This window comes from Methanosarcina siciliae T4/M (assembly GCF_000970085.1).
Classification (GTDB): Archaea; Halobacteriota; Methanosarcinia; order Methanosarcinales; family Methanosarcinaceae; genus Methanosarcina; species Methanosarcina siciliae.
In genome coordinates this window covers 4800939-4821025 of record NZ_CP009506.1, presented here as the reverse complement: position 1 = coordinate 4821025, position 20087 = coordinate 4800939, and the positions used below count along the sequence as shown (strand labels likewise).

At 42.3% G+C, this 20087-nt stretch carries 20 protein-coding genes; 3 read left to right on the top strand and 17 right to left on the bottom strand.

Features of this window, described 5'->3' with window-relative positions; genetic code table 11:
• Positions 1–534: 534 nt before the first annotated feature.
• The 5 genes from MSSIT_RS20165 to MSSIT_RS20145 form a co-directional block, all read right to left on the bottom strand.
• Positions 535–1032, bottom strand: coding sequence for an Hsp20/alpha crystallin family protein (locus MSSIT_RS20165; protein ID WP_048174246.1), 498 nt, complete (start codon positions 1030–1032; stop codon positions 535–537).
• A 32-nt stretch (positions 1033–1064) separates the two neighbouring features.
• Positions 1065–1589 carry an archaeal heat shock protein Hsp20 gene (hsp20, locus tag MSSIT_RS20160; protein WP_048174245.1) on the bottom strand — a complete coding sequence of 175 codons (525 nt, stop codon included), beginning with the start codon at positions 1587–1589 and terminating at the stop codon, positions 1065–1067.
• 178 nt (positions 1590–1767) lie between these two features.
• On the bottom strand, positions 1768–4029 hold the full coding sequence (locus MSSIT_RS20155) for a CDC48 family AAA ATPase (protein WP_048174244.1): 2262 nt from the start codon (positions 4027–4029) through the stop codon (positions 1768–1770).
• Positions 4026–4718 (bottom strand): ArsR/SmtB family transcription factor, encoded by a 693-nt coding sequence (locus MSSIT_RS20150; protein WP_048174243.1) that lies wholly within the window; start codon positions 4716–4718, stop codon positions 4026–4028. The genes MSSIT_RS20155 and MSSIT_RS20150 overlap by 4 nt, the downstream gene beginning before the upstream one ends.
• Before the next feature lie 111 nt (positions 4719–4829).
• Positions 4830–5021 carry a hypothetical protein gene (locus MSSIT_RS20145; protein ID WP_048174242.1) on the bottom strand — a complete coding sequence of 64 codons (192 nt, stop codon included), beginning with the start codon at positions 5019–5021 and terminating at the stop codon, positions 4830–4832.
• 203 nt (positions 5022–5224) lie between these two features.
• Between MSSIT_RS20145 and MSSIT_RS20140 the strand changes: the two genes are divergently transcribed.
• Positions 5225–6634: a right-handed parallel beta-helix repeat-containing protein gene (locus tag MSSIT_RS20140; protein WP_048174241.1), complete on the top strand. Its 1410-nt coding sequence runs from the start codon at positions 5225–5227 to the stop codon at positions 6632–6634.
• Positions 6635–6749: 115 nt separating this feature from the next.
• On the opposite strand, the gene MSSIT_RS20135 is transcribed toward MSSIT_RS20140, so the two are convergent.
• The 5 genes from MSSIT_RS20135 to MSSIT_RS25435 form a co-directional block, all read right to left on the bottom strand.
• Positions 6750–7679 carry a hypothetical protein gene (locus tag MSSIT_RS20135; RefSeq protein ID WP_048174240.1) on the bottom strand — a complete coding sequence of 310 codons (930 nt, stop codon included), beginning with the start codon at positions 7677–7679 and terminating at the stop codon, positions 6750–6752.
• Between the two features lie 17 nt (positions 7680–7696).
• On the bottom strand, positions 7697–9070 hold the full coding sequence (locus tag MSSIT_RS21480; RefSeq protein WP_052721740.1) for a hypothetical protein: 1374 nt from the start codon (positions 9068–9070) through the stop codon (positions 7697–7699).
• A gap of 384 nt (positions 9071–9454) precedes the next feature.
• Positions 9455–9910: a Zn-ribbon domain-containing protein gene (locus MSSIT_RS20120; protein WP_048174239.1), complete on the bottom strand. Its 456-nt coding sequence runs from the start codon at positions 9908–9910 to the stop codon at positions 9455–9457.
• A gap of 537 nt (positions 9911–10447) precedes the next feature.
• Entirely contained in the window at positions 10448–11173 is a 726-nt protein-coding gene (locus MSSIT_RS20115; RefSeq protein WP_048174238.1) for a phosphoribosyltransferase, read from the bottom strand.
• A 126-nt stretch (positions 11174–11299) separates the two neighbouring features.
• The gene (locus tag MSSIT_RS25435; RefSeq protein ID WP_261788944.1) at positions 11300–11425 is read right to left on the bottom strand and encodes a hypothetical protein; all 126 of its coding nucleotides are present in this window, start codon (positions 11423–11425) and stop codon (positions 11300–11302) included.
• 38 nt (positions 11426–11463) lie between these two features.
• Here MSSIT_RS25435 and MSSIT_RS20110 point away from each other — a divergent pair, with 38 nt between their 5' ends.
• Positions 11464–12114: a right-handed parallel beta-helix repeat-containing protein gene (locus MSSIT_RS20110; protein ID WP_048174237.1), complete on the top strand. Its 651-nt coding sequence runs from the start codon at positions 11464–11466 to the stop codon at positions 12112–12114.
• Between the two features lie 98 nt (positions 12115–12212).
• Positions 12213–12944, top strand: a complete 732-nt coding sequence (locus MSSIT_RS20105) for a hypothetical protein (RefSeq protein WP_048174236.1) — start codon at positions 12213–12215, stop codon at positions 12942–12944.
• An 804-nt stretch (positions 12945–13748) separates the two neighbouring features.
• On the opposite strand, the gene dapB is transcribed toward MSSIT_RS20105, so the two are convergent.
• The 7 genes from dapB to MSSIT_RS20065 all read right to left on the bottom strand — a co-directional run bounded on the left by dapB (position 13749) and on the right by MSSIT_RS20065 (position 20051).
• Positions 13749–14540, bottom strand: a complete 792-nt coding sequence (dapB, locus tag MSSIT_RS20095) for a 4-hydroxy-tetrahydrodipicolinate reductase (protein ID WP_048174235.1) — start codon at positions 14538–14540, stop codon at positions 13749–13751.
• Positions 14537–15412 carry a 4-hydroxy-tetrahydrodipicolinate synthase gene (gene dapA, locus MSSIT_RS20090; RefSeq protein ID WP_048174234.1) on the bottom strand — a complete coding sequence of 292 codons (876 nt, stop codon included), beginning with the start codon at positions 15410–15412 and terminating at the stop codon, positions 14537–14539. Before dapA ends, dapB begins: the two co-directional genes overlap by 4 nt.
• A gap of 57 nt (positions 15413–15469) precedes the next feature.
• Positions 15470–15664 (bottom strand): 30S ribosomal protein S17e, encoded by a 195-nt coding sequence (locus tag MSSIT_RS20085; protein ID WP_048174233.1) that lies wholly within the window; start codon positions 15662–15664, stop codon positions 15470–15472.
• Positions 15665–16016: 352 nt separating this feature from the next.
• Positions 16017–16358, bottom strand: a complete 342-nt coding sequence (locus MSSIT_RS20080) for a hypothetical protein (protein WP_048174232.1) — start codon at positions 16356–16358, stop codon at positions 16017–16019.
• Between the two features lie 356 nt (positions 16359–16714).
• Positions 16715–17479 carry a heparan-alpha-glucosaminide N-acetyltransferase gene (locus MSSIT_RS20075; protein WP_048175147.1) on the bottom strand — a complete coding sequence of 255 codons (765 nt, stop codon included), beginning with the start codon at positions 17477–17479 and terminating at the stop codon, positions 16715–16717.
• A gap of 807 nt (positions 17480–18286) precedes the next feature.
• Positions 18287–19162, bottom strand: coding sequence for a CPBP family intramembrane glutamic endopeptidase (locus tag MSSIT_RS20070; protein ID WP_048174231.1), 876 nt, complete (start codon positions 19160–19162; stop codon positions 18287–18289).
• Position 19163: 1 nt separating this feature from the next.
• Positions 19164–20051, bottom strand: coding sequence for a DUF1616 domain-containing protein (locus MSSIT_RS20065; protein ID WP_048174230.1), 888 nt, complete (start codon positions 20049–20051; stop codon positions 19164–19166).
• Between the last annotated feature and the right edge of the window lie 36 nt (positions 20052–20087).

The following is a 20087-nucleotide window of genomic DNA, read 5'->3' as shown; positions in this document are numbered from 1 at the left end:
GACAAAAAAAGCTAATAAAAAGGAAAAGAGTATATTTAACATAATTCTTCGAAAACCTCCTTTTTAAACTGAAAGAGAAAAAATTCAGGAAATATTTTCGGAAATCTGGTTCTCGATAAAAGAATGAATATCGAAAAAAGATTGGAGTTTTTTGTATTCAAAAATGGGTTCCCAAATTAAAAATTAGTATGAAGGTTGATACACAATACAACAGTATGTGACTCAAAAGGTTAAACGTTGAGTAAATTCCAATTCCATTTCGATATTGTGCTCCGTTTTGATAAGGAAACATCCTATATGGGAATGATCGTGTAAAATGAAACAAATTTGAAGTTGAAGCAAAAAGTGAGTTATCTGTATACGATAATACTTCAATAAAAGAAATTAAAAAACAAAACAATTTTGGATAAAACACCTCTGTAATGACAAGAAAAACAATAATTCTTTCATATGCTGGCTCGGCCCTCAGCATATTTATCAGGGTTCAGGCTTTCGCTTCCTGTCCCTCCCCCTGAAACGTTCCTCTGTCTGTTCTTAATTGATCTCTATTTCTACAGGGCTCTCTTCAGAGCAACGTCTGAAGGTAACCTCAAGCACTCCATTTTTGTAACTTGCTTTTGCGCTTCCAGGATCCACCCGAACAGGGAGGTCCACATCTTCCGTATATTCGGAAAATCCGAGGACTTTGATTTCAAGGTGCTGAGCTGTAGCATGCAGCCGAAGATCCTCCTTTTCAATCTCAGGGAACTCTGCAAGTACATGCACCATGTCCTCATTTTCAAAGATGTCAATTAAAGGCTCTTTTGTTTCTGAGGGAAAGAAGTTCTCTTCTTTTTGAGGGTATTCCGGAACGTTTCCGAATTCCCGGAGTTCTGGATCCTCCCCCGGGCGATGAATGATAGAAAATCCGTAAACAAAGGGAACGGACTCTCCCATTTCTTCCAGGAGGGCTTCGATCATTTCTTCCAGGTTGTCAAAAAGTTCAGATCCGAAATCTTCAAAGAAATCCTTTCTTTTTCTTATGCCCACCATTATTACCTCTGATTTTCCTCACGCTCCCGAGATCAGTCGATATCGATTGAAGTTCGAGAACTGGACTCCAGCCTCTGAAAGGTAACTTCCAGAACACCGTTTTTACATGTGGCTTTCGCGCTCTGAGGGTCTACCTTTACTGGCAGTTCAACACGTTCGGAATATTTTGGATTCCCATTTAGTGTTTCGATGTCAAGTATTAAATCAGTTGCGTTCAGTTGAATATTTTCTTTCTCGATGCCAGGCATTTCGGCAATCACATGAACCTTTTCCTCGGTTTCCAGTACATCAATAAGGGGTTTTCTTATGTCAAGGTAACGTTTTTCTCCGGTTTCCGCCTGTTCAAACATCGGGATATTTCCGAATTCCCGGATTTCAGGCTCTTCCCCGGGACGCTGTGTTACGGAAAAGCCGTACACAAACGGATGCTGCCCGAAGTTATCCATGCTCATGCCCATAGAACTGTTAAGGCGCTCGAACATTTCTTCCATATCCTTCAGAGGATCAATTCCGAATATTTCATCGAAAAAACTTTTTTTTCTCCTGTCTCTGTCCATCTCATCACATCATTATTAAGTTATGCGTATTGAGTTTCTTAAATGAGTGCTACTCAGGTGAGTACTGTTGTTCAAATCAGTAAAACTATTAATTGGGTAATTCTAATTGGGGACTTTCCCACAAAAATTAAAAGGCTGGGATTTACCGGCATTTCAGGCAAAACCTCATTAAACCTCATTAGACTTTAGGAAAATTAGGGACTTCTTTTCCCTTTATTTCCTCTTCCTCTTCTTCTACTTCGGCAGGTTCTTCTTCAAACTCGGTTGCATACCTTGCAAAGAGCTCTGCACTCTTTTCATAGGCGTTCAGAGTTTCTCTGGACGTTGTGGGCTTTACACGGCGGATTGCCCTTTCAAAGTGTTTTTTTGAAAGGCGAACGTCTCCGGCCTTTTCCTGAACGCTCTTCCGGTCAATTCCTGCAGTGACTATTTCCCTGAGGGCGAGCATTGCCGCTTCCCTGCAAATTCCTTCGATATCCGCACCCACATACCCTTCGGTCATTTCAGCCAGTTCGGAGAGTTTTACATCCTCTGCGAGGGGTTTTCCTTTTGTGTGGATCTCAAAGATCTTCTCTCTGCCTTCTTTTCCGGGAGGCTTTATGTAAACGAGCCTGTCAAAACGACCGGGTCTGAGGAGGGCAGGGTCTACCATATCCGGCCGGTTTGTAGCAGCAACTATGATCACGTCCTTGAGCTCCTCTACCCCGTCAAGTTCTGTCAGGATCTGGCTTACCACCCTTTCGGAGACGTGAGTGTCGGAAACAGAGCTCCTTTCAGGAGCAATGGAGTCGATCTCATCAAAGAAAATCACTGTCGGTGCAGCCTGCTTTGCTTTCCTGAATGTCTCCCTGATTGCACGCTCGGATTCCCCCACATATTTACTGAGAAGTTCGGGGCCTTTGATACTGATAAAGTTTGCTTCACTTTCGCTTGCAACAGCTTTTGCAAGCAAAGTCTTCCCCGTACCCGGAGGCCCGAAGAGCAGGACTCCTCTCGGAGGCTTTATATTGACAGTCTTGAACATTTCGGGATACTTGAGAGGCCATTCCACGGACTCGATAAGCTCCTGTTTTGCTTTTTCAAGCCCGCCTATATCATCCCAGCCCACATGCGGAACTTCAACATAGACTTCTCGCATGGCTGAAGGCTCGATATTCTTCAGGGCTTCTCTGAAGTCTTCCTTCGTAACCACCAGGTTGTCAATGATTTCCTGTGGGATCTCTTCTTCTATATCGATTTCAGGGGTGATTCTTCTGAGGGCATGCATTGCGGCTTCCTTACAGAGAGAGGAGAGGTCGGCTCCCACAAAACCGTGGGTTACATCTGCGATCTCACCAAGGCTCACTTCATCTTCAAGAGGCATGCCTCTGGTGTGGATTAGAAGAATCTGTCTCCTGCCGTTCCTGTCAGGAATCCCGATTTCAATTTCCCTGTCAAACCTGCCGCCACGGCGGAGGGCTTCGTCAATGGAGTTCGGACGATTTGTGGCAGCTATGACAACGACTTCACCTCTGGACTTAAGCCCGTCCATCAGGGAGAGGAGCTGAGCCACCACCCTTCTTTCCATTTCTCCGGTGACTTCACCGCGTTTGGGAGCGATGGAGTCAATTTCGTCTATGAAGATAATGGAAGGTGCGTCCTTCTCAGCTTCGTCGAAGATCTCCCGGAGCTTCTGTTCACTTTCTCCGTAATATTTGGAAACGATTTCCGGGCCGCTGATTGTGATGAAATTGGCGTCGGTTTCACTTGCGACCGCTTTTGCAATCATGGTCTTGCCCGTTCCCGGTGGCCCGTGAAGCAGGACACCTTTGGGAGGCTCGATTCCCAGCTTCTGGAAGAGTTCAGGGTGTCTCATTGGCAACTCGATCATTTCCCTTACAAGCTGGAGTTCCCGCCTGAGCCCTCCGATGTCCTCATATGAGATCCCTTCCGGAGTCTTGATTTCTTCAATTGATTTTTCCTTGATAACAATTTCAGTGTCTTTGGTGACAACGACCGGCCCTGCAGGCCTTGTGGATGCCACAACGAAGGTCAGGGGATTGTTTACGGTCTCAACCCTTATTTGCTGACCTTTGTTCAGAGGTCTGCCCTCAATTATTCTCAGGATGTAATGGGCACCGCCTACAAGTCTGACAGGCTGGGATGGAGCAAGTGTGACCCTTTGAGCATGTTTTGCCTGGACCTTCTGGATAGTAACTCTGTCATCAATTCCGACCTTTGCATTGCTGCGCAGGTTTCCGTCTATTCTGATCCTGTTCTCCTGTCCGCGCTCGACGTTAGGCCAGACAATTGCATAAGTCTTGGATCTGCCTGAGATTTCAATAATATCTCCGCTCACAAGATCCATTTCCTGCATCAGACGGGTATCAATTCTTGCAATTCCCCTGCCTACATCTTTATGATAAGCCTCAGCTACTCTCAGATTCATTTCTTCAGTCATTTATTTTCAACCCCGGTCTCACATATTCTCCAGTACTGCTGGTTATTTTTAATTGTATATTCAACAAAGCCCCTTTCTGCAAGGTCCATAAGGTTAGATGTTATAATACTAGGGTGAAGGCGCAGGTTATAGCAGAGGACAGCCGCTGTAGCCTCGTTTTTCAGGAGCTCGAACAGGAGCTCGCATTCTACGGGGGTTCTGGCAACCTCTTCGATCGAGTCCAGGCATCTGTCCATCAGCTCCGTATATTCAACCTGTAGCTGTTTCTGCATCTGCACAAGTTTCTCCTGCCTTGCTTTAAGTTCCTGGAGCCTGTTGCTCAGTTTCAGGAAGAAGCAGGAAGATTCGTCTCTGGCAGCGGTTTCTTTTTTTTCGACAGCAGATTTTTCCCCTTTTTTCTCCCTGTCAAAATTAATGTCCTGGAGAGACATCGTATAGGAATAGGGTGATACTGACACCTCAAGCCTCATATTATTTGCAATATTGAAGTACTTGCGCCTCTGCTCATCCACACTGAACTCGATCAGTCCTGCCTGTTCTAACAGGCTCAGATGACTGATAATTGCCTTTGGTCCTACCCCCAGCCTGCCTGAAATCTCACTGACATAGCAGGGGCGATTTGCAAGAAGCTGAATTATCTTCCTGCGGTTTTCATTCCCCAGGATGTCAAGTAATTTCGCTGGGTCCATGTTTTTCCCTCTGGTAATTATTGAAATTTTATGATGTATATTGACGGTAAGTTTTGAGTTTCGTATTTTATATATTTTTGCAGAAGTTAGTATAATATGTACATTATATTATCATTTATATTTGACACGGATTTTATAGTGGCTCAGGTCCTTTTCGCGGTTTGTTGAAGTGTTTCTCCCCTGAGATTCGAATCCCAAGTAAGAGATTTCAAGAACCTGTATAGCAGGAGTTACAGGAAGTCCCTGCCTGAAATCCCCTGGCCAGATGCTAACTATTGCGTGTACGTAATAGTTAGTAACCATTAGTTAGCAATAATGGTATATAAAGTTTGCTGAAGATCTCAGTTTGCGTGAAAAATGCTGAAAAAGAAAAAGGAAAAGATGAGGGCAAAAGGATGAAGACAAAAGACGAAGACAAAAAGACCACAATAAGCAAATAACGTAAGAAACTGATTTAAACTGTAACGGATACCGGACGGAGGATTCAGTTGGTTCTAAACCTGTATATGAAAGTCAAAATGTATCTATTCATCGGATTCGTTTTTCTGGCACTTGCGGGTCCAGCATCGGCAGATACCATTACAGTGAACAATGGCAAGGAAGGAGATTACAAATCAATACAGAAAGCAATAAATAATTCAAATCCCGGAGACACAATCTTCGTTTATCCCGGCACTTATAAAGAGAATCTTGTCGTCGATAGGGAGTTAAGAATCATATCAAAGTCCGGAAATCCGGAAAATACTATTGTCCTGGCTGCCATTCAAAAAGAGCATGTTTTCAAAATTGTTTCGGATAACGTAACAATTAAAGGATTTAAAGTAAAAGATGCCTCCGGAAATTCGGGGAACTATAAATACGGGATTTATCTTGAGGAGACAAAGAACTGCACAATTGATAACAACTACATCTCAAACAACAGGGAAGGTATTTTCCTAATTGATTCTAGCAATAACACCATTATCAATAACAAACTTCCGAAAAACAATGATGCCGGGATTATACTCAGGTCTTCGGACCACAACACTATAATGAGCAATAATTTATCAGGCAATATCGCAGGAATCGTCATAATTTATTCTTCCTCCGATAACAGGGTAGACGGAAACACCGTCTTCGAAAACATAATAGGCATTGACATCCAGGGAAATAACAACACGATAGGGAACAATACCATATCGAATAACGGTAAATACGGAATAGGTATCGAATCCTCTGCTGACAATGCAATAAGCAGTAACATAGTAAATTCGAATAAAAGAAACGGAATCAAAATTGAATTTTCGAAGAACAATAGCCTGAAAAACAACACTATAAACTTTAATGGAATGGATGGAGTCTTTTTACTTCACTCAAACAATAACACATTAAACGGCAATAATGCCTCGAATAACACAAACCACGGGATCAGCCTGATGGACTGTGACCATAACCTTCTTCATAACAACTTTGTGAACCGCAATAATGCAAACGGGATTCAGTTGTGGAACAAAGGAACCGAAATCGACGATGATGCTATTTTTGAATGGGGAGGATCTGGCGATAATATCCTGAGCAACAACACCGCCTCAAATAATACGGCTTACGGTATCTATATCGGCATTTCAGGTGATAACAATACGCTGAAAAATAATTCGGTGTATTCAAACGGAAAATATGGAATTTTTCTTGCGGAAGCCAGCCGCAATAATGAGCTTGAAGGTAATAGAATGGATTCAAATCTGCTGGGGGAAGTTCTTGTCAGTTCCGAAGAGATTCCCATAGGCTCAAGCGAACTCAGCACACCTGAAATCAGTTCACAGGAAACGGAGGAAGACCCGGGGAAGCGGTTAAGAGGGATTCCATTTATCGGCTGCTTTATTACGGGAGCCATTGTTGGGACAGCAGCGATCATCATGAAAAGAAAACAGGAATAAGAACCCTAACATGAAATCACAGAATGTTATAGGAATAAAGCGCAGGATAATGGTTACTCATGGAATAACGGGATGTATGGGAATAAAACACAGAATAATGGCTGTCAGCAGGTCGTCAAAATGTTCTAATCATCAAAACCTTATTCCCGTAATTTGAGGTTTCAGCCGTGACTTCCCAGGCAGGGTAATATGTGGTCTGACCATCGTATCTGTAGGGATAAGTATCAAAACCGTTGAAATAAACAAATTTGACATCAGTGATCCTGATCCTTCCAAGGGAAAACATCGGCAAGTTACCATTCTGAGTGATGAAGTTCCTGCTTCTTACCTGCTGGATTATGTATTTGCCCGATTCGTTGAAATCTACCATCTGAAAACCTGTAATTTGCAGGCATTCCGGATCTGAAGCACTGGAGTTCAAGTTAAATCTTCTTTTTAATGTTTTAGCATCAGTAGCATTAAACCTGCTATCCTTAATCTCTGTATCCAAGACAAGAAAATAGATTTCCCCGGAATATCCGTTATTATCTGATCCGTTGTTATCTGATCCGTTATTATATGTCCTGTTATTATCTGATCCGTTATTATCTGATCCGTTATTATATGTCCTGTTATTATATGTCCTGTTATTATATGTCCTGTTATTATCTGATCCTTTATTATCTGATCCGTTATTATCTGATCCTTTATTATCTGATCCGTTATTATCTGATCCTTTATTATCTGATCCTTTATTATCTGATCCTTTATTATATGAATCTGTATAATAAGACTCCCTGGAAGTAATAAAACTGACATTGAGGATACTTAAGGAACATTTTCCCTGATATAACGGGAGCTGATTTACGGGTATCGAAGGAATATCAGCATCAAGGGTTACTCTTTGATTCGTAAGAGTGCTCCATATCTGTACAGTCCTTCCGTGGGGCATATCCTCTTTCATGGGAGGATAATAATTAAAAGTATCATAGAGTAGAGGAAGAGCATAATATAATAATGCCAGAGCAAGGATGATTCCAATTACACTTTTTAATTTTTCCTGCATATGTATTTAACTCCCCCTCAGGTAGATTCAGTCCCTACTGCCAGTGGATATTCCGGGTGATCTATGAGGTAGATACGCAGTTTTTCAGAGGAGCCGGATTCGGAAGCATGATCAAATCTTACTTCCTGTTCAAAAGCAAAATTTTTGCCCAAAGTTATCTCATACCTGTAAATTCCAGAATTCACACCAAGCTCAGGAGAAGAGATTTCAGTGCCCGGATTCGACGAACAAGTCTCGTGGAATATTGATTTGTTATAAAAATCGAGGGTCTCGATACCGATATCGTGCGCTTCTCTATTGCCATTTATAAGGAAGAGCTGCAAAGGATCCGAAGAAAATTCCTGATCTAATTTTTCTTCAGTACCTTCACTATAATATCTGCATACAAGATGGACGACCTTTCCATCATTTTCATCCATAGCTATAATTCCATAGGAAAGTGTGCAGAAATCCACGTTAATCCAGCCATTAATTGTATCATTATCTACCGCAAAAACTGCACTGCTTTGCGGCTTTCCTATAATGTATCCAGAATAGATTGTCTGGGAGTTGAGAGTTCTGATCTTTTTCAGCTTCAGTCCGAAATGTTGTCCCACCAGGCTTAGACTCACTGTTCCATTTGAAGCGTCTTCCCTGAACTTGTGAGAGTTTACGACTACGGTTTCAAACTCCTCGCAGGTCTCCGGAATCTCAAAAGAACCTCTTTCGGATTCTATTTTTTCAAATATACCGTATTCACCGATCCCACAATCCTTAATCTCTGAAAAAGCTTCTGCTGAGCCGGAGACAAAAATGAACCTCAGGGGATTCAATGAACGTACTAATCTCTCTCGATCTTTTTTCCAGTCCATTACAAATACGGTATGAACAGTTTTTCCATCATATGTATCGGAAGTTACCGCAATATTATACATCAGGTCTTCAAACTCCACAGAGCCGCTAAATAGTTCTCCGCATACATAGAAAGTTGCCCTGCTGTCAGGTATTCCTTTAACGTATCCCGAATAACGAGAAGATTTCCCCCCGTTAAGCCTGGAAATCTCCTCGATTTCTACTTCAAAGTCTCTCTCAAATAACCTGAGGTGTACATTCCCATTTGCAGCGGCATTTTCGAATTCCTGAACATCTATTGTAACAGTTTCAAACCCGTCCCAGTAATCCTGAACCTCAAGAGAACTACCCTGAACCTCAATCTTCTGAATAATATTATTCCCAGGGATTCCCGAAACTGCCTTGAAGGAGCTGTCATCAGAAGCAATTTCATCAAGCTGCAATTCAGCATTTTCGGAAGGTTTATCTTTGCTATTGCCGTCAGCTAATACCAGAAATGCTGGAAAAGCAGCCAGAGCCAGGAAGGCTGCAAGTACTATTATTGTACTATTTACTTTCATTCGAATCCCCAATCCAGAGAAGACAAACAATAAACTTTCCAACTAAATATAAATCTGTACTCTTCCTAGAAGAACCTTTTTCTTTTATTTCAATTTTTTGTTCATTGGCACCAGTGAGTCAATAAAAAAAGTAACAACTCTACAAAAAAATAAGATAACTATTGTAAAAAGTTAAACCGGATTTTATAAGATCTCCTGGAAAATCTGGCTATAGTTATTGGTATTATGTAGGTGTAACAAAAGATTAATTTGGTTCCAAATCCATTCAATACAATTTTGGCGTCACCAAATCTTGAATTGAAGTAAAAGAGTCTTGAAGTCGGGTTTAAAATATGAAATCTGACAAATAAGGAGAAAAATATGAACTAAAAATAAAAATATAAATTATTTCTGCTTTTTTGGCTTTGATTTTTCTTTTTGCTTTTCCTTCTGCTGGTTAAAAACAGAGGGCAAATGGAGAGCATATGATCCCTCCTCCCTAATTGCCATAACAAGTTCTTTTCGCTCTAAAAGGGAATCCAGATTAAGTTCATAAGAGCCAGGACCGAGAATCCTTACAGATTCCACTCTCTCTTCATCGGTTTTGCTTTCATGTTCTGGTTGCTGTTCCCTGTCTTCTTCTTCTGATGCCAGGGCCTCATCAATATTCCTGACAACCTCATCCAGAGAAGCTTCTAGATCCAGTTTTTGCTCTTCCAGAGCGGGCCGTTGGTTTTCCAAACCTTCTGGCTCTTTTTTCACATAAAGGAACTTATTCCAGCCACAGTTAGGGCAGCCACTGAGGATTACGGAATCCCCGTCTTCAAAAATAGTTCCGCATCTGGTACATCTATGGGGCATGAGTTCACCGGTAATCGATAATAAGACTTAGTTGCTGTAAGTTTCATGATCGTACAGTAATAGCTTAATTAATATATTGGATTAAATTGATTTTTAAAGGACTAATTTAGAAGGAACCTTAACAGGAGATGAGTTTTTCATTTACAGGATTGGCACTTTAAGGGATTGACACGTTATGGAATTGACACTTATATTAGTATACCTTAAATGATATCTTAAATAAATATCTTTAATAAATATGTATATTTGTATTTACAGTTTTTTTATTTAGTAGCTTTGACGAATGATTTGCCTTCAACCTCAGGATTTTTTGCCCCTGCCAGTGTAAACTTCCGCCCTCGGAAGAAGGAAAAACTCCATGTTCTTCTTTGGCATGGAAGTACTCAATTTGAAGATTACTTTCATCGCTTTATGCCTGCTATTTGAATAATTTCATGTTTGTTTTTGGTCCTCTTGTTTCTCCAATATAACCTCTATGTGCAAACTGCTGATACGAACTCTGGCACACAATCTGTCGAGATAAAAGCATACAATAAATTATAGAAGTTTCCAGTACTTCCTCCCATCAATAACCTGAGAACTGGTTCTACGGGTTCGATCCATCTCTCCCAGAACTTCCGGGAGCCTGCCGGGCTGGGTAATTTCAAAAACTACCGGGTCGAGGGCATGGTTTATGTAAAGACTGTGTTTGAGATCTTCAAGACTCCAGAGTTTTTCAGGGTCTTTTCTCATGTTTTTTGCCAGAATACTTATCATATCTTCCATGAAATTCCAGGGATAGACAATCCATGACCAGTCCTCAAGCCGCTCTCCCACGTAATCGGGGTCAATTTTCGAGCTCCTCAGATATTGTAAGGAAGCGGTTCGGACTTCTCTGGGGTTCCTGGCTTCTACGTGAGCTTTAGCACTGATCATACTTTCCCCCGTATCCACAATATCATCTACTATCAGCACTTTTTTGCCCTTAATCACATCGGCAGGAAGAGGGTATCGGATATGGGTCTCTCCGGTATCGATAGCTGCAGTTCCTGTGTAATGCTCGATTTTAAGGCTTGACAGGTCATCAAGCCCCAGAAAATCACACAACACACGCCCTGCGAACCAACCTCCTCTGGCAAGCGCGATAATAACATCCGGTTCATACTCCGAGCTTTTGATATCTCTTGAAATTTTTCGGCACAGGTTGTAAATGTAATCCCAGTTCGTAAGTACACATCTAAATGATTTTATGTAAAACCCTCCAGAATCCGAAGCCCGGTGCATTGGTCAGGGGATTTATTGTTTCAGGAGCCTTCAGTTCAGGGCTCCACCTTCAAGGATACATCTTCGAGGATATATAATAGACCATAACTTTAAGTTTTCTTATCTTGTTGGAAAATCAAGGTCTACTCACCTGTTGAATAAATGATAATCCTTATTCCGGGGAGGGGTTCCGTCAGCAGAGTCGTGGTTTTCGACCCTTTTCAAGAGTGTATGGGGGGCTATCAGGGCCTCTGCACTGTCCGGTCTTTTCATTAAACCTGCCTTCTTCAAGTTCGTTTTTCAGGCAAGCCGTGAGGAATGCTTTTGCCGGGGAAATTATTCTTGTTGCCCTTGGTACTTATACCGAAAACCTGGTTGTGGATTCCCAGGTGACGATCCTGGCTGAGTCCGGAAATCCAGAGGATACGGTGATAAGGGCAGCTGATCCCGGGGCTCCTGTGTTCCATGTGACAAGGAAGAGGGGGGTGGAAATCTGCGGGTTTACTGTGGAAGGGGCGAACGGAAGTAAGGATCCTGAAAAAAGTGCCGGCATTTTCCTTGATGGGATTCAGGAATGTACACTGGACGATAATTTGTTCAGGAACAACACATATGCCGTTTTTTTGGAAAATTCGGATAACTGCTGCCTGAGGAATAATACTGTAGAGATTAATGGTAGCTACGGCATCTGGCTTGAGAATGCCGAAAGCAACAGATTGGAAAACAATACAATCCGGGATGTTGTGTACTCCGGAATCCTGCTACGAGGAACCCAGGGGGCCGAATTGGGAGATAGGGCTGTCCTGAAAAGCCGTCTGGGTATAGGCCTGAACTTTTCGGATCGGAATCTTCTTTGTAACAATACCCTGAAAATGAACTGCAGGCACGGAATCGAACTCTTTTTCTTAAACAATTACCTGCTGAGTGGGGCTTGGGGCTTTGATGGCTCTGATAAGAGGTAGGCTTGGATCTGGAAAAATGTTTCCGAAAACAATACCCTTAAAGGCAATTTCATCGGAGGCGGCATAATAGGTATCAATATCCCAGATGAGGATGGGTAATGGATCTATGCAAAAAGGAGGAAGGTCTAAATGCAGAAAGAAAAGGGACAGTTTTCTCAAAACCTGAATATCCAGTAAACGTGATAAAAGAAAAGCAAGCTTTCTATGTGATGGTTTTGCTCTTTATTGTCATCTTATGCTTTATTGTGAGTGCATCGGGCTGCATCGGGGACAGAGAGCCGGTTTCCCAGGAAGGGCAGCTGAATTTAACGGTAATCCCGGCAAAAAACCGGGTAGCTGAAGGGGAAATTTTTGACATCGAACTTGTCCTGAAAAATACAGGGAATAAAAGCGTAAATGTGTGGAAGTTGATGGAACAGATCAGTTATGACATTAATTTTGTGGATTCAAATGGCTCTTACGTACCTTATATATGCGGGGTGCTTGAAAGGCTCCCGTTAACTAATAAAGCTCTTGTGGAACTTCAGCCCGGAGAATCCCTGAAGATAAGCCAAGATTCAAGTTACTGGGCTCTTCCCCCGGGAGAATACACTCTTTTTGCAGAGTATCATACTTCTGATGGGAAGCAGCCGGAAAATGTCTTGGAGGATCTGGGTCTGCATGATGTGATTTACAGGGACGTTGTGATTTCAGTGGGCGAATATCGTAAGAATTCTCTCTTCAAACGAGGTTGTTGTGAGGGTGCAGGGAGGCACAGTCGGGAACCTTACAATATGTGGAAGACGAACCTTCTTTTGAACCCGGGGAAGATGTCCTGCTTTACCTGGTGAATGATACGCCTCTGGCCACTAAAGATCTGGATCCGGAGCACTTTGTTTCCATGTCCGAAACCACGATGCAGGGGCTCATGAACTCCGGGTAGCGATATATGACCTGGAAAATAATTCCGTACTCGACAAAACATATGAGATTTCGGCAGGTGAGGAAGTTTACCATCCCAAACTTTTCAGGTTCCGCCTGCCCGGGTTTGAGATTGTGGATTATACGTTCAAATTCACTCTTGACAACATGTCCGCGGAAACCTACCAGACAAATATCCAGCCCTGGAACACTGTTGAAGTAGAACTTTACTCTGAGTATGCGGAAGGTTAACTCCTTTCCATAGGAGAAATAACTGTTTAAGGAGAGGTTTTAAGGTCTTTTCCAGGTTATTTCCAGCAAAATAAATGTTTCAGGGGTTTTACAGGGCTCCATCCGGTTCATGAGATCTTTTTGCTTCTGTTTTTCCGGAGCCCTGCATCTTTCGAAAAGGACGGTTTTTAACCGGAATACTTGCTTGCAGGCAGTTGTCCATGTCTGTGCTGTGGGATGATATGGTGTTTTTCAGACTTCAGGGGCTGGACTTCCACAAGCAAGCACCATCCTAGTTCCGATCTTTTATAATTTATAGTTTTCGCTATAGTTAACGTAAAAATTATCTTCAGGTAAAGTCGTGGTGTTTTCAAAAAGTCTGAAAAGCTCAAGAAAATCAGATGAAAAAGAGGAATTTTTGGCCGGTTAAGGCCTGGAATAAAGGTTGGTCTGAATGATTTCAGACACAGGCCTTTACACAATCAGTTTCTTCAAATTAAGCTTTACAACCCGAGCACATCATCCATGGAATAGATTCCAGGCTCCTGCTTGCAGATCCATTCGGCTGCACGGACCGCACCTTTGGCAAAGATCTGGCGGGAATGGGCCATGTGTCGGATCTCGATCCTTTCGGAGTTTCCTACAAAGAGTACTGTGTGGTCTCCGGTGATATCTCCTCCGCGCACGGCGTGGATGCCGATTTCCTTCCCGCGGGGAGCGATCCCTTCCCTTCCGTATACGTATTCTTTACCGCCAAGCGCTTCACTGATCACATCAGCTGCCCGAAGAGCAGTCCCGCTCGGAGCGTCTTTTTTCTGGTTGTGATGAGCTTCGATAATCTCGGTGTCATAGTCCGAAAGATACTTTGCAGCTTCTCTGACTATCTTAAAAAAGACGTTAACACCTACGGAATAGTTTGGCGATATAACTGCACGTACCTTGTTCTTCCGGATGGCTTCATCGATTACTGCCCGCTGTTCCGGGGTCAGGCCCGTAGTTCCTATTATAAGGTTTACCCCGCATCCTGCGGCAATGGGGGAGTTTACAATGGTTGCCCCGGCTATAGTAAAGTCGATTAGAACATCAGCCTGAGTTTTTTTCAGGACTGTTTCAAGATCTTTAACATCTGAGATCTGGATTCCCAGGTTGCCGACATGGGCGAATTCGCCTGCATCCTTTCCGATGTTTCCGATATCAAATGCAGCAACAAGTTGCATGTCGGTGGAACAGGTAATGTTTTCTATAATTAAGGAGCCCATCCTGCCGCAGGCTCCGAGTACTGCTGCACTAATCATTTCATTACCCCCAGTTTCTTGAGCTCAGTTACAAGCTTTAACTGGTTGACATCGCTCATAGGAGCAAGGGGAAGCCTCAGGTTTCCGCTTGCAAGCCCGATAAGTTCTGCAGCTTTCTTGGCCGGGATCGGGTTTGTTTCAAGGAAAAGAGCGCGGATCAGAGGTGCTATCTCGAAATGGATCTTTCTTGCAGTTTCGTAATCTCCTTTGAGGGCTGCATTTACCATTCCCGACATTTTATCAGGCACGATATTTGCAGCGACTGATATGACTCCGCTACCTCCCACGGAAATAATCGGAAGTGTCAGCCCATCCTCGCCTGAAAGTACAACAAAATCGTCATCTATAGTCTGTTCCAGGATCTGGGATACTTTACCGACGTTTCCACTGGCTTCTTTGACTCCCATTATGTTTTCTACCTTTGCAAGTTTGGTGATAACATCCACAGGCATATCCTGCCCTGTCCTGGAGGGGACATTGTAGAGAATCATAGGGATATCTACTGCTTCTGCGATTTTCTTAAAGTGCGCAAGCAGACCTGCAGGATTAGGCTTATTGTAGTATGGAGAGATGAGAAGTACACCGTCAACACCCGCATCAGCGGCATGTTTTGTAAACTGAAGGGCTTCTCCTGTGTTGTTTGAACCTGTTCCTGCAACTACAGGAACCTTTGCACACTCCACTGCAATGTCGATAACTTCTTCATGCTCTAAAGCGGAAAGGGTTGCCGATTCTCCGGTTGTGCCACAGGGCACGATTCCTGAAACTCCCCCCTCTTCCACAAATGCTATATTCTTTCGTAGGCCTTCCCTGTCAATCCTGTCATCTTTTGTAAAAGGAGTGATCAGGGCGGGCATTACTCCTTCAAACATATAGATATCCCCTGCCTGTTCCCGGAAGTAAGTTCTTAATCTATTCAGTAAACGGTTTCAGTAGACTTTCATGCGTGCAACTTTTCTTGTGACGTAGCCTGCAACCCTGTTTCGAATTATTTTGCTTTCAATGGTTGTATACTTTGTCACAAGGGCTTTGTTGGTATCAAAGTCCTTTGTAAAAACGTCTCCATAGTTTTCAAGCAGGCTGAATGCAGTTCTTTTGATGTTTGTCTCTCTTATATTTCCCATCGTATCTCCTCTTGTTTTTTTTGTTTTTTATTCCAGTTATTCAAGTTTTTGTGGTTTATCTAACCATGTTTCCCTGTGAATTCTGGTTAACGTGAAGCGGTTAACGTGAAGTAGGAGAAGGAAGCAGTTCCGTAATACGGGTTTTTTTCTATCTCCTGTTAGTGATTTAGCGGAAACTGGGTGCAAAAATTTGACTATACTGATTTTGTCGACTAATAGGTAACTTGAGATTTATAAGTTTTGGGGTGAAAAAGTATTTTCGGGAATGCTTCTGCCTTTTCTGTATATGTTTTTTTACCTATTTATCTCTCTTAATTCTCCTCTGTTTGATTCTTTCTGGCCCTCTTTCTCTTTATTTTCTGCTAAGTCTCGTTTTTTCGCTATCTTTCCTTAACCTGCTGCTTTTTACATAATCAGTTTTTCCCAGGAACCGTTCAAGTGTTCCTGCACTTGTGAAAACAGGCTCTCTTGTGCCTTTACGATTTACAGTAAGCCCGAATAAAACAATGAGTAGACCAATCTCCGGTTTTGCTTCAATACTAATTGCTCCTATTAGTATCAGGGAAGATGCTGCGAGTCCCTTAAGGGCACCTTTCCTGTAAGAAATATATCCAGTTCTTTTGAAAATTCGGATGTCCCGAATTGTCAGGAAGAGGACTACAAAATAGGCAAGCATTGCAATTTCCAGATACATTCTTTTCTCCATTTTCCTTTTGGTTTCGCACTTTTTACCTCTTACAGGTTGATTCTCAGGAGTTCAACCGGTACAGGGCAATAGAGTGGATAATTTTTCTGGGGTTATTGAAAGATCAATATCAAAGTACGTTTTCTCAGATTGCAATATGGATGAATATATGAATATAAATATTGGATTTGAATTTCAACTATGTAAATAGTATACGTGGATAATATTCGATATTAAAATATTTTCTGTTATGTAAATAATTTTTCCGATAGTAGTCTCACCCCGGCAGTTTTAACATCGGACAATAATCAAAACCAGGTACCTGTATTATATATAATACTAGCAGGTTTGGTTCTTTCTATTACTCACAGCATCCCTGGGTCAAGGAGCCCGCTCAGAAATAAAAACCCAAGGAAAAGAGGCTGATGGATAAAGTATATGAACAGAGAATGTTCCCCAACCCGGGAAATGAGTTTCGGAAGCAAGAATTTGTCGGCTTCAGGGACTTCAAATTGCCTATTCCCGCCTTTGTAAATGGAGTTCCCAAGGAAAATTCCTGCAAGGAGTACCCCAAACCAGGGGAACAGAGGAAAATAATCAAGGGTTGTGAAGCCTTCGGGCCTGAAGCCCATCCAGAGCAGGGCAGAAAATTCGAAGGTTCTCTTTTTAAGGTAGAACCCTATAAGTACAAAAAACAGGCTGAAGAGCAGGTTTTCTTTTCCATATTTCAGGAAAGGGTATGCAAGCACTGCCGAGACTCCGAAAAAGTGCAGGATTCCGAAGAGAATATACTGTCCCGGGAAAAAAATCCAGGTTATCCCTGTAATTATCATTCCCATTGAAAAAAGTCTCAGCCCTCTTTTCAGGTATTTTGAAAAATTTTCTTCAGTATTTCCCAGGTCTCCCCTGACAAGAGCTCTTGAACGGCTTATGGAAAGCGCGGTTCCGGAAATCAGGATGAAAAGGAAAGCTGACCCTCTCCCGATATAAAGTAAAGTACCGGACCTTAACTCGATATCGGTAAGTCCAAAAAAATCGAGGTCATAGAGAAAATGGTATCCAAGCATTAAAATTACGGCAAAACCCCGCAGGCAATCAATTTCCCAGAAGCGGTTTGAGTGCCTTACCATATATTCTTTCTCCAAAATACCCTGAGATTCCATTAGTTAATACTTTTGACTCTCTGTAAAGAGAGCCACACTTATATATTCTGCGGACACGGGGTATGAAAAGGGCAGCAATCCTTACTTTTTCCTCCTGAATATCAGTAAAATCCCAGCTTCTGCTACTATTTCGGTAAGCAAATAGAAGAAACTGAATATCTTATTTTCATGCTCTTGAATTTCCGACTTTTTTGCTGAATCTTTTGAAGGGACTTCCCCCTCAATTGCAGCTTTAGCAGTATCTTCATCCCATGAACTTGCAGTCAGCTGAATGATGCGTTTTCTTCATTTCCGCTGTATATTAGTTCCGTATCTGTGGATTCTTCGCCTGCAAGTGCTGTCAGTTCGGAAGTTTTTCTGTCCTCAGATTCTTCGGATGGCTAGACCTGGGAAGAAACCGGAGGTACTGAGGACCAACCAAGTAATGTCCCCGGAGAAAATACGGAATAGGACACGATAGCTATCCCGTCATCAGCTCAGGAACTCCCGGTCTTTGAGAAAACCATTTTCATTTTCACTTTAGGCTCTCTATCCCTTCTGTTCTTACAGTAAAGAGGTTATTTCTCATCCTGTTACCTTTGAAGCAGCAGGAGATGTTGTTACCCCTTAAAGCAAGGTTAGTATAATGAGTAAACAAAACAGGGGATATGGCCCTCTGTTCGGTTCGAGCATCATAGACTTCATAGATTTTCTTCCGTATTTTAATCTAATCCAACTTATTTAAGTTATGAGCTCTGTAATATGCAGTTTCTTTTATACTTTTTTCAACTGTTCTTATATCAGGCCCAGTCCTGGTCCCAGGTAGGGGATTAGCCCGAATAAAAATATGTTTATAAAACCATGGATCATTACTACGAGAGCGAGGCTCTTCGTCCTGTAAAAGAAATATCCCAGTACGCCTCCTGCAAGAAATGTATAGGCCATCTCGTAAGGTGTGCCATAGCTTGAATGCATTAGCCCGAATAAGAGGCTTGCAAGCAGGATGCTTCCTGCAGGGCCCAGGAACTCTTCCAGTCTTGTCTGGATAATTCCTCTGAAGATGAATTCTTCTGTAAGGCCAATTACAAAAATCATTATAATTGTGAGTTTCAGCAGGTTGAAGAGTGAAAGATCAGGAATAAGAGGGCTGGTCTGAATGAATAAATTTTCTAATTCTGCAAAAATAAGGCCTGTAAGGATGGAAAAGGGCAGGTAAATTTTCATTTTCTTGAGTAAATCTCCTTTACTCTCCCTTGGGATTTTCTGATGGACGGATATTATAGTTGCTGGAATGGTCATGGGTACATATATGAATACGAAAGTGTAAAGGCTGGATTCAAAGAAGATTGGCATTGAAAGGTTTACCATACGAAGTATGGGCAGGAGTATAAGTGCCTGATATATTTTGCGTATTTCCAGTTTTTTTGAGACTATTATTGAAAGCGAAAGGATTATGAGGAGCAAAGTATAGGTCATTGCTGCTTCTTTTATCCTTCCGCTAAAAATTAACAGTTCGGCAAAAGCGATAGCAATAATAGGAGCTCCTACGGAAAATATCTTTTTTAAAAAGACATTTTTTTCCTCGGTTTTTATTTCTAACATTTTCCCAAGCTCCGGCAAAGAGATCTTTCCTGCTTCCAGCTCTGAGGGTGGATATTCCGGAGGTGCCACTTCAGGCCTCCTTTGTAACATTGATCCAGAGATGCACATTCCTGTAAGGTATGTTTTTCTCAGTATCATTAAAAAGCAGAAATTCCAGTTTCATGTTCTTTCCCTCAATAGGTGGAGTAAAAGTGATTGGCTCTTTCCAGGATACATTATCTTCAAGGCTGATATCTTTCTGGTTTTCCGGAAGAGGCAGGGAACGGTTTTCAAGCCTCAGTTCCATTGTATAGTTTACTGTTCTGTGCTCATGGTTTGTAATTCCTACCACAACCGTACCACTGTCTCCAAGTGTGTAGTTTGTGGGGTAGTTCTCAGCCATTCCCTCCGGCCCCAGGATGTAGAATTCGGTGAATGATTCTCCTTCCCTGGGATTCCCTATGACATAAGCGAGGCTGCCGAGGGAGGTCAGAACCAAGATTACCAGTAAGATTGAAAGTGCTCTATCGGTTCCGGATCTTTGCTCTTCCAGAAGATCTGCCTTCAGGGCAAGGATCGAAGCTTTGAAAGGGACTTCAAAGGCTTCGGCTTCAGGTAACTGGAGCCTTCTGTAGTATGCTACCCCGCAAATGAGAAGAGTGAAAATCGAAAGTCCTATGAGCACAGGCACTTCCCTGATCCCCCAGTCGGTGTAATTCATTCCAAGTCCCATTAGTGGGACTACTGCAATGCTTAACCCGAGGGAAAGCAAAGCCCTCTCAATTCCCTCAAGGTCTTTTTTTGCAGGAAGAAGAGCTCCTGTCAGGGCGTATCCGGGTAAGAAGAGAACCAGGAGAATTCCAAGGATTGTGCGCAGAAAGCTTTCGCTCAGTACGGGCACAAGCACGAAAATATCAGTAAGGAGTACAAGACCTACCACAAGTAGCAGATCCAGAGGTAATTGTCTGTTTCCAGCCATTTTTATCACTGCGAAAATATTTAGTACATTATCTTT

Coding starts and splice junctions, on each gene's coding strand:
- dapA (WP_048174234.1), bottom strand. CDS start 15,412: ATGTTTGAAGGAGTAATGCCCGCCCTGATCACTCCTTTTACAAAAGAT.
- MSSIT_RS21480 (WP_052721740.1), bottom strand. CDS start 9,070: ATGAAAGTAAATAGTACAATAATAGTACTTGCAGCCTTCCTGGCTCTG.
- MSSIT_RS20140 (WP_048174241.1), top strand. CDS start 5,225: ATGAAAGTCAAAATGTATCTATTCATCGGATTCGTTTTTCTGGCACTT.
- dapB (WP_048174235.1), bottom strand. CDS start 14,540: ATGATTAGTGCAGCAGTACTCGGAGCCTGCGGCAGGATGGGCTCCTTA.
- MSSIT_RS20080 (WP_048174232.1), bottom strand. CDS start 16,358: ATGTATCTGGAAATTGCAATGCTTGCCTATTTTGTAGTCCTCTTCCTG.
- MSSIT_RS20085 (WP_048174233.1), bottom strand. CDS start 15,664: ATGGGAAATATAAGAGAGACAAACATCAAAAGAACTGCATTCAGCCTG.
- MSSIT_RS20065 (WP_048174230.1), bottom strand. CDS start 20,051: ATGGCTGGAAACAGACAATTACCTCTGGATCTGCTACTTGTGGTAGGT.
- MSSIT_RS20165 (WP_048174246.1), bottom strand. CDS start 1,032: ATGGTGGGCATAAGAAAAAGAAAGGATTTCTTTGAAGATTTCGGATCT.
- MSSIT_RS20135 (WP_048174240.1), bottom strand. CDS start 7,679: ATGCAGGAAAAATTAAAAAGTGTAATTGGAATCATCCTTGCTCTGGCA.
- MSSIT_RS25435 (WP_261788944.1), bottom strand. CDS start 11,425: ATGAAAAGACCGGACAGTGCAGAGGCCCTGATAGCCCCCCATACACTC.
- MSSIT_RS20120 (WP_048174239.1), bottom strand. CDS start 9,910: ATGCCCCATAGATGTACCAGATGCGGAACTATTTTTGAAGACGGGGAT.
- MSSIT_RS20115 (WP_048174238.1), bottom strand. CDS start 11,173: ATGCACCGGGCTTCGGATTCTGGAGGGTTTTACATAAAATCATTTAGA.
- MSSIT_RS20075 (WP_048175147.1), bottom strand. CDS start 17,479: ATGGTAAGGCACTCAAACCGCTTCTGGGAAATTGATTGCCTGCGGGGT.
- hsp20 (WP_048174245.1), bottom strand. CDS start 1,589: ATGGACAGAGACAGGAGAAAAAAAAGTTTTTTCGATGAAATATTCGGA.
- MSSIT_RS20105 (WP_048174236.1), top strand. CDS start 12,213: ATGGATCTATGCAAAAAGGAGGAAGGTCTAAATGCAGAAAGAAAAGGG.
- MSSIT_RS20145 (WP_048174242.1), bottom strand. CDS start 5,021: ATGGTTACTAACTATTACGTACACGCAATAGTTAGCATCTGGCCAGGG.
- MSSIT_RS20150 (WP_048174243.1), bottom strand. CDS start 4,718: ATGGACCCAGCGAAATTACTTGACATCCTGGGGAATGAAAACCGCAGG.
- MSSIT_RS20155 (WP_048174244.1), bottom strand. CDS start 4,029: ATGACTGAAGAAATGAATCTGAGAGTAGCTGAGGCTTATCATAAAGAT.